The 6,794-nt window shown below is 56.3% G+C and carries 8 protein-coding genes; 6 read left to right on the top strand and 2 right to left on the bottom strand.

What is annotated here, in order from left to right; all coding sequences use genetic code 11:
• The 3 genes from H5U36_08170 to H5U36_08160 form a co-directional block, all read left to right on the top strand.
• Nucleotides 1–614: GH32 C-terminal domain-containing protein (locus tag H5U36_08170; GenBank protein ID MBC7218096.1), on the top strand; the 614-nt coding region annotated here is incomplete at its 5' end.
• Nucleotides 615–993: 379 nt separating this feature from the next.
• Nucleotides 994–1,842 carry an HDOD domain-containing protein gene (locus tag H5U36_08165; protein MBC7218095.1) on the top strand — a complete coding sequence of 283 codons (849 nt, stop codon included), beginning with the start codon at nt 994–996 and terminating at the stop codon, nt 1,840–1,842.
• A gap of 96 nt (nt 1,843–1,938) precedes the next feature.
• The gene (locus H5U36_08160; protein ID MBC7218094.1) at nt 1,939–2,376 is read left to right on the top strand and encodes an ECF transporter S component; all 438 of its coding nucleotides are present in this window, start codon (nt 1,939–1,941) and stop codon (nt 2,374–2,376) included.
• Here H5U36_08160 and H5U36_08155 read toward each other — a convergent pair.
• Together H5U36_08155 and H5U36_08150 are read right to left on the bottom strand one after the other, a co-directional pair.
• Nucleotides 2,323–3,723, bottom strand: coding sequence for a phosphomannomutase/phosphoglucomutase (locus H5U36_08155; GenBank protein MBC7218093.1), 1,401 nt, complete (start codon nt 3,721–3,723; stop codon nt 2,323–2,325). The two genes, H5U36_08160 and H5U36_08155, sit on opposite strands and share 54 nt — an antisense overlap.
• Nucleotides 3,720–3,953: an NAD-dependent epimerase/dehydratase family protein gene (locus H5U36_08150; protein MBC7218092.1), complete on the bottom strand. Its 234-nt coding sequence runs from the start codon at nt 3,951–3,953 to the stop codon at nt 3,720–3,722. The genes H5U36_08155 and H5U36_08150 overlap by 4 nt, the downstream gene beginning before the upstream one ends.
• Before the next feature lie 67 nt (nt 3,954–4,020).
• On the opposite strand from H5U36_08150, the gene H5U36_08145 reads away from it, so the two are divergent.
• The 3 genes from H5U36_08145 to H5U36_08135 form a co-directional block, all read left to right on the top strand.
• Nucleotides 4,021–4,980 carry a class II fructose-bisphosphate aldolase gene (locus H5U36_08145; protein MBC7218091.1) on the top strand — a complete coding sequence of 320 codons (960 nt, stop codon included), beginning with the start codon at nt 4,021–4,023 and terminating at the stop codon, nt 4,978–4,980.
• Nucleotides 4,981–5,046: 66 nt separating this feature from the next.
• Nucleotides 5,047–6,360, top strand: coding sequence for a radical SAM protein (locus H5U36_08140; GenBank protein ID MBC7218090.1), 1,314 nt, complete (start codon nt 5,047–5,049; stop codon nt 6,358–6,360).
• 25 nt (nt 6,361–6,385) lie between these two features.
• Nucleotides 6,386–6,794: MBL fold metallo-hydrolase (locus H5U36_08135; GenBank protein MBC7218089.1), on the top strand; the 409-nt coding region annotated here is incomplete at its 3' end.

Here is a 6,794-nt window from a genome sequence, read left to right as displayed (position 1 = left end):
GAATTCTTTTTGGTTGGGTTAGAGAAAAAAGACCCTCTAGGGAGCAGATCTTGAGTGGTTGGAGTGGGGCCCTTTCTTTGCCCAGGGTTATAACCATTCTTCCCAATGGTCTTCTCAAAATTGAGCCTGCCCAAGAGCTCGAGTTACTACGAGGAGAGCACGAAGAGTTAGAAAACAAGGGGTTAGTTGGCTACTCTTTATCTCCAGGCGAGCTTCGGCTTAATGTTCCGTCTGCAAGCCACCTAGAAATTTTGCTCGAAATCTCGGACATCAACGCTAAGCGCATCGGTGTCATGCTTCCTGGGGGAGAGAATGTAATTCTAAATCTTGAAGAAGAAAAGCTTGCAGAGAGTCCTTTTAAGCTTACGGAAAAAAACCTCAGATTGAGGATATTTATCGATGGTTCTATCGTCGAGATATTTGCAAACGATGTCTTCAGCAAAACAGAGCGTTGGTACTTCCCTAAGGAAATTACAAAAACGGTAAAGATCTTTTGTGAAGAAGGAAGCATTTTTGTAAGAAGATTCTCTATCTGGACAATGGGGGAATCTTTCGACAATGCTTGTTCGTTGATTGAAGTAGCTTCTTGTGACAGCCAAGAAGCAGAGCAGTAGGAAGCCGGAAGTCCCCAGATAGGTTGCAAATGATTGTTATGCTCGATGTTCCACTTCCTTATACGCTTTAGTTAGCTTGTAGTGTTAGGCACCAGCAGACGGGTCTGAAGCACCAAAAACGTGGAAAGTCGTAGCCCTTGATCTCGGTGGGCCCTGATCTTGGAGTAGGTTTCATCTTGCCGCTCTCGATCCTCCATGGGCCTTTCTTGGTTTCTTCCTATCTGTTGATGATCGGATGTGATTACCAAGCTGATATATACTGGTCCTTTAAACCGCTTTCCTCCGATGAATAGTCTATTTTTGTGTGATGACTGTTGGCACGAATTTTTCTCCCCAAAAAGGGGTATAATGTACCTGAAGACTCTTTTTGGAGGGGGCTATGGCGAAACTCACGCTTCCGGCGCTCGTGCGGGCGGTTGAGGATCTCCCGGCTTTGCCGGCGGTGGTGCAGAAAGTCATCGAGCTCACCGAGGACCCCCGGTCGACGGCAAAGGACATCAACAACGTCGTCACGAAAGACCAGGGTCTTACGGCGAAAGTCCTGCGCCTTGCGAATTCCGCCTTCTACGGTTTCCCGCGACGCATCTCCACCGTTACCGATGCCACGATTCTTCTGGGTTTCCAAACCATCCGGAGCATCGTCCTTGCCGCTTCGGTGAGTGAGATGATGAGGAAAAACCTCAAGGGGTATGCCCTTGAGCGGGGGGAGCTCTGGAAGCACTCCCAGGCGGCGGCAGTAGGCGCCCGGATGCTCGCAAAAGAAATAAAGTTCCCCCGCCTTGAGGTAGCCTACACGGCGGCGCTCCTCCACGATGTGGGGAAGCTCATCCTTGACGTGTACCTGACGGAGGAGTACGAGGCGGTTCTTGAGAAGGTGGAGAAGGAAGGGGTGACGTTCCTTAAGGCGGAAGAGGAGATTCTTGGGTTCAACCATGCGGCTGTGGGGGCCAAGGTGGCGGAAAAGTGGAATCTCCCGGCAGAGCTCGTTGAGGCCATCGCCTTGCACCACGAGCCGGAGCGGGCAAAGGAGAATCCCAAACTCACGGCCATCACCCACGTTGCCGATTGCCTGAGCGTGACGCTTGGCATGGGTGTTGGGGTGGATGGGTTCCTCTATGCGATTTCCCCGGGCTCAATAGAGCTTCTGGGGCTCAGTGAACCCCAGGTGGACCGTCTCCTCGCAAACCTTGCCGAAATTCTTGTCGATGAGGATACCTTCGGCGAGTAGAATTGTATAATTACGGGAAAAGCGAGGTGATGGCGGTGGAGGAGCGGACAAGGACTCTTCGGGGCCCTGGGTATTGCTTTGGTGGCCCTGGCGACGATGAGCATTCAGATTCCTGTGCCCCAGACCCGGGGGTACATCAACTTGGGGGACACCCTCATCGTTGTTTTTGCCCTTCTTTTTGGGGCGCGGATTGGGGCGCTTGCCGGAGGCGTGGGCTCGGCTTTAGCAGACCTCCTCTCAGGGTACGCCCACTGGGCGCCTTTCACTTTAATCATCAAGGGTATTGAGGGGCTCATCATCGGGCTTTTGGCTTCAGGCGAGAAGAGTTATTCCTTAAAAGTGTTCGTGACGCTCCTTGCGGGCCTTGAGATGGTTGCGGGGTACTTCCTCGTTGAAATTTTCCTCTACGGACTTGGAGGGGCTTTGGCCGAGCTTCCGGGGAACTTCATCCAGGCAGGGAGCGCGGTTCTTGTTGGTCCCTTAGTGGCCTTCGCGCTCCAGCGCCTTGAGAAAGCCATCTTCCGCAGAGTCTGAGGAGAGCTTCTCAAGGACTTCCTCTTCGATTTCCGGGAAAGCTCCAAGGAGCCGGTGCACGAGTTCTGGGATATCCCTGGGGCTTTTTCCTTCAAAGCGGAGGGTGTACACGGGTTCGGTGACGGATTTCCGGACAAGCGCCCAGCCGTCCTCCCACTCCACCCGGAGGCCGTCGAGGCGGGAAATTTTCCCGGTCGCTACTTTTTCCTCAAGAAGGGCAAGGAGGTTCTCCCGGTTTTCTCTCGGGATGCGGATGTCCGGGGTGATGTAGCTTTTCGGGAAGGTGGCCACAGTACGAGAGAGGGGTTCTGCACTCTGGCTCAAAAGATGAAGAAAGAGGCAGGCGGCGTAGAGCCCATCGTCCCGCCGGAGCTCCCGGAAGAAGTAGTGGCCGCTGATTTCCCCGGCCATAACGGCGTCCTCTTCAAGGAGCCTCCGCTTGATGTAGGCGTGGCCGGAGCGCTCGGGGATGGGAATACCCCGGGCCCGGCGGATTTCCTCGGGAACGACAGAGGAGCACTTGAGGTCGTAGACGAATTTCTTCTCCCCGGGAAGGGGAGCGAAGTACCTCCGGATGAAGAAAATCATTCCCTCTTCGCCCGTGAGGATTCTCCCGTCGTCGGCGGCAAAAACCACCCGGTCCCCATCACCATCAAAGGCCAGTCCCGCATCGGCTCCTGCTTCCCTAACCTTTTCACTCAAAGCTTTGAGGTTTTTCGCCTGGGCTGGGTTTGGGGGGCGGTTGGGGAAGGTGCCGTCGAAACTGCAGAAAAGCTCGAAAACCTCGCACCCGAGGCTTCGCAGAAACCGGGGGGCAAGGTACGAGTAGCAGCCGTTGCCACAGTCGACAACGACTTTGAGGGGGCGGAGGGGCTTTGGCACCCGGGAGGTGAGGAAATCGAGGTACGCCTCCTCAAGTTGCAATGGAACGACGCTACCCTTTGGGCTTTTTCGGAATTCCCCTTTTTTGATGCGCTCTTCAAGGAGCGTGAAGTCCTCAGGAATAGGTGGGCGATGGAGAAAGCCAATCTTGAAACCGTTGTACTGGGGAGGGTTGTGGCTTGCAGTAACCATGATGCCGGCCTCAGCCCGGAGATGATCAATGGCAAAGTAAAAAAGCGGAGTGGGAACGATGCCAAGATCAGAGACGTTTCCCCCCGAATCCGTGAGGCCCTGGATTAGGGCTTTTTTGAGGAGCGGCGTGTGCGTGCGGACGTCTCCCCCGACGACGAAACTCGTCTCTTGCGGGAAAGAAGAGGCAAAGGCCCGGCCGATTGCGTACGCCACCTCTTCGGTGATTTCCCCAGGGACTGTGCCGCGGATATCGCAGTCCTTGAAAATGCTCATGTCGGCTTCACCTCAAGGACACCCCGGGCGATGAGATCGTGCATCGCCTCAAGGACGGCTGCCTCTGGATTCCCGGGAATGAGAGTAACCCGCTCCCAGAGGGGAGAGTGAGGATAAGGTTTTGTTACCCCCTTGGCGTACACGAAGACCTCGTACCCGAGGCTTGCAAGCCTTGGGACGAGGTAGCTCCCGATATGGCCTGTTCCGCCGAGAACAAGGACTTTCTTCACCATGGCCTTATTGTACCATTTCCGGTTGCTTCGGGAAGGTCTTTGGAGTAAAGTGGAGGTAAAGTTTTTGGAGAAAGGGGTAGAGCCTGTGGCTTCTTGGAAGGAGAAACTCGCCTGTGCTTCTCTTTTTGATATCATGAGGGCCGCCTTTGAGAACCGGATTCTTGTTCCCGCCTTCAACGTGGCGTACCTTCCCATGGTGCCGGCAATCGTTGAGGCCCTGCGCCGTACGGAAACCTTTGCCCTCCTTGAGGTTTCCCGCCCGGATATCACCCGCTTTGGGGCGGAAAGCTTCAAGGCGGTGAAGGAGGCCTTCGATGCCTTCGGGGACCTTTCACTCTCCCGCCTCCACCAGGACCATGTGCCGGTTATCGACGAAGAAGGAGAACGGGTGGACTGGAGTTCCCTCATTGATGAGGCGCTGGAGCTTGGGTACCACTCGGTGATGATTGACGGGTCGAGGCTTCCTCTTGAGGAGAACATAGCGGTGACAAAAGAAGTCGTTTCCCGGGCCCATGCCCGAGGTGTTTGCGTTGAGGCAGAGCTTGGGGCAGTCTTGGGGCATGAATCGGGACCCCTTCCGCCGTATGAGGAGATTTTTGCAAGCGGCAAGGGGTTCACGGACCCTGAGGATGCAGGGCGGTTTGTAGAGGAAACCGGTGTCGACTGGCTCTCGGTGGCCATCGGGAACATCCACGGGGCGATAAGCGGGGCCGCCAAGGATGCCAAGAAAGTGGAAGCCCGCCTGAACATCGAGCACCTCAAAAAGATTGTGGAGCGCACAAGAATTCCCCTTGTCCTCCACGGGGGCTCAGGGATCAAAAAGGAGTACGTCCTTGAGGCCATTCGTCATGGCATCACCAAAATCAACGTGGGGACCGAGATCCGCCAGGCGTACGAGAAAGCTCTGCGGGACGGGGGAGACGTTTCGGCGGCGCAGCGGGCAGTCACGGAGAAAGTCGAGGAGCTCATTACCATGTACTACGAGATTCGGGGTTCAGCCCGAAGGCTTGCAGAGTACGTATAGCGGGAGTCCAATTGGGATATCTGGACCTGCGGTGTACAAGGAGGCGCTTGCGGCAACGCAGTTGTAATGGCGCATATCCTCCTTGCCAATCCCTGGGCGTACGACTTCACCGCCTTTGATCTGTGGTGCAAGCCCCTGGGGCTTCTGTACCTGGGGGCGCACCTCAAAAGGAGAGGTTTCCACGTCACGCTTCTTGACTGCCTGAGCCGGGAGGACCCGGAATCCTCTGCCCCGGAAAACGAGGGGCCGCGGAAGCTCCGGGAGGCAGGATGCGGAGGGTACCACAAGGAGATTCTCCCGAAACCCTCCTTTTTCTCCTCCATACCCCGCTACTTCAAGCGTTTCGGAATACCAAAAGAGAAGGTTCTTTGCCGGTTGCAGAGCCTCGACCCGCCGGATGTCGTTTTTGTCACCTGCAGTTTCACGTACTGGTACCCCGGGGCTTCTTTCTTTGGGGAGGTGCTCCGGAGGATTTTCCCTCAAGCCTTCCTCGTCCTTGGGGGCGTGTACCCGGTGCTTGCGCCAGAGCATGCCCAGAGCCTTGGGTTTGACGCCGTGGTTTCGGTTTCCGACCCCCTCAAGGTGGCCGAGGAGCTCAAAAGGATTCTCGGTATCGATCTTGGGATTCGAGAATACCGGGATTTCTTCGCTGTGCCCCCTGCCTTTGAGTTTTATCCGAGGCTCTCCTACGGTGTGGTCCTCTCGTCTTTGGGGTGCCCCTTTTCCTGCCCCTACTGCGCCTCCCGGGTTCTTGCCCCTTCCTTTTTCCAGCGTCCCCCAGAAGAAGTGGTCGAGGAAATCCGCTACCTCCACGAGCGCTTCGGGGTCCGCCACATCGCCTTCTACGACGATGCGCTCCTTGTCAACGCCGAGCGCCATTTCCTCCCCTTAGCCGAGGGCGTTATTTGCCTTGGGCTCCCTTTGTCCTTCCATCTCCCAAACGGCCTCCATGCCCGGTACGTCACCCGGGAGGTTGCCTCTTTCCTCCGGCGGGCGAATTTCTCCACCGTCCGCCTGAGCCTTGAGACCGCTTCTTCGCGGTGGCAGAGGGAAAGCGGCGGGAAGGTGACAAACGAGGCCTTTGAGGAGGCGGTAGAATACCTCAAAGAGGCAGGATTCCATCCAGAAGACATCGAGGTGTACCTCCTCTTTGGCTGGCCGGTGACGGAAGAAGAGGATGTCCTTGCCTCCGCTTCGTATGTGCGGAGCCTTGGCCTTGTGCCCCGTTTTTCCCTCTACGCTCCAACCCCCAGGACCAGAGACTACGAGAGGTTCTTTTCAGGGGAAGACGAGCCCCTCTGGCACAACAAGGTTGCCTTCCTCTACCGGAGGGGATGGGCAGAGCTCTACACAAGGTTGCAGGGAAAGGGGAAGTGTTAGATAATGGTAGAGGAGGTGTGGCCCTATGGAAGTGAGGTGGTTCGGGCACTCGTTTTTCCTTGTAACCACAGAGCGGGGTGTGCGTCTTGCCTTTGATCCTTTCGATCAGAGCGTCGGGTACCCCCTGCCTGAAGTGGAGGCCGACTTTGTGCTCGTGAGCCATGAGCACTTCGACCACAACAACGTCGCCTTGGTGCAGGGGTACCGGGAGGTGATTCGCCAGCCCGGGGAGTACGCAAAAGACGGGGTGAAAATTCAGGTCTTCTCGACCTTTCACGATGAAGAGGAGGGGAAAAAGCGGGGGCGGAACAACGTCTTCCGGGTTGAGGCAGAAGACCTCGTCCTCATGCATCTTGGGGACCTCGGGGCTGTTCCAAGCGAGCGGGAGTTGCATTCCTGGAAGCCGGTGCACATCCTCCTTGTTCCGGTGGGCG

This window comes from Candidatus Caldatribacterium sp., from assembly GCA_014359405.1.
GTDB lineage: Bacteria > Atribacterota > Atribacteria > Atribacterales > Caldatribacteriaceae > Caldatribacterium > Caldatribacterium oleiphilum.
Note: the sequence above shows the minus strand (reverse complement) of the source record. Positions and strands in the feature narration are given on the sequence as shown.

What these genes read in the sequence shown, in the direction of transcription:
- H5U36_08155 (MBC7218093.1), bottom strand. Translation starts at nt 3,723, where the DNA reads ATGAGCATTTTCAAGGACTGCGATATCCGCGGCACAGTCCCTGGGGAA.
- H5U36_08140 (MBC7218090.1), top strand. Translation starts at nt 5,047, where the DNA reads ATGGCGCATATCCTCCTTGCCAATCCCTGGGCGTACGACTTCACCGCC.
- H5U36_08160 (MBC7218094.1), top strand. Translation starts at nt 1,939, where the DNA reads ATGAGCATTCAGATTCCTGTGCCCCAGACCCGGGGGTACATCAACTTG.
- H5U36_08165 (MBC7218095.1), top strand. Translation starts at nt 994, where the DNA reads ATGGCGAAACTCACGCTTCCGGCGCTCGTGCGGGCGGTTGAGGATCTC.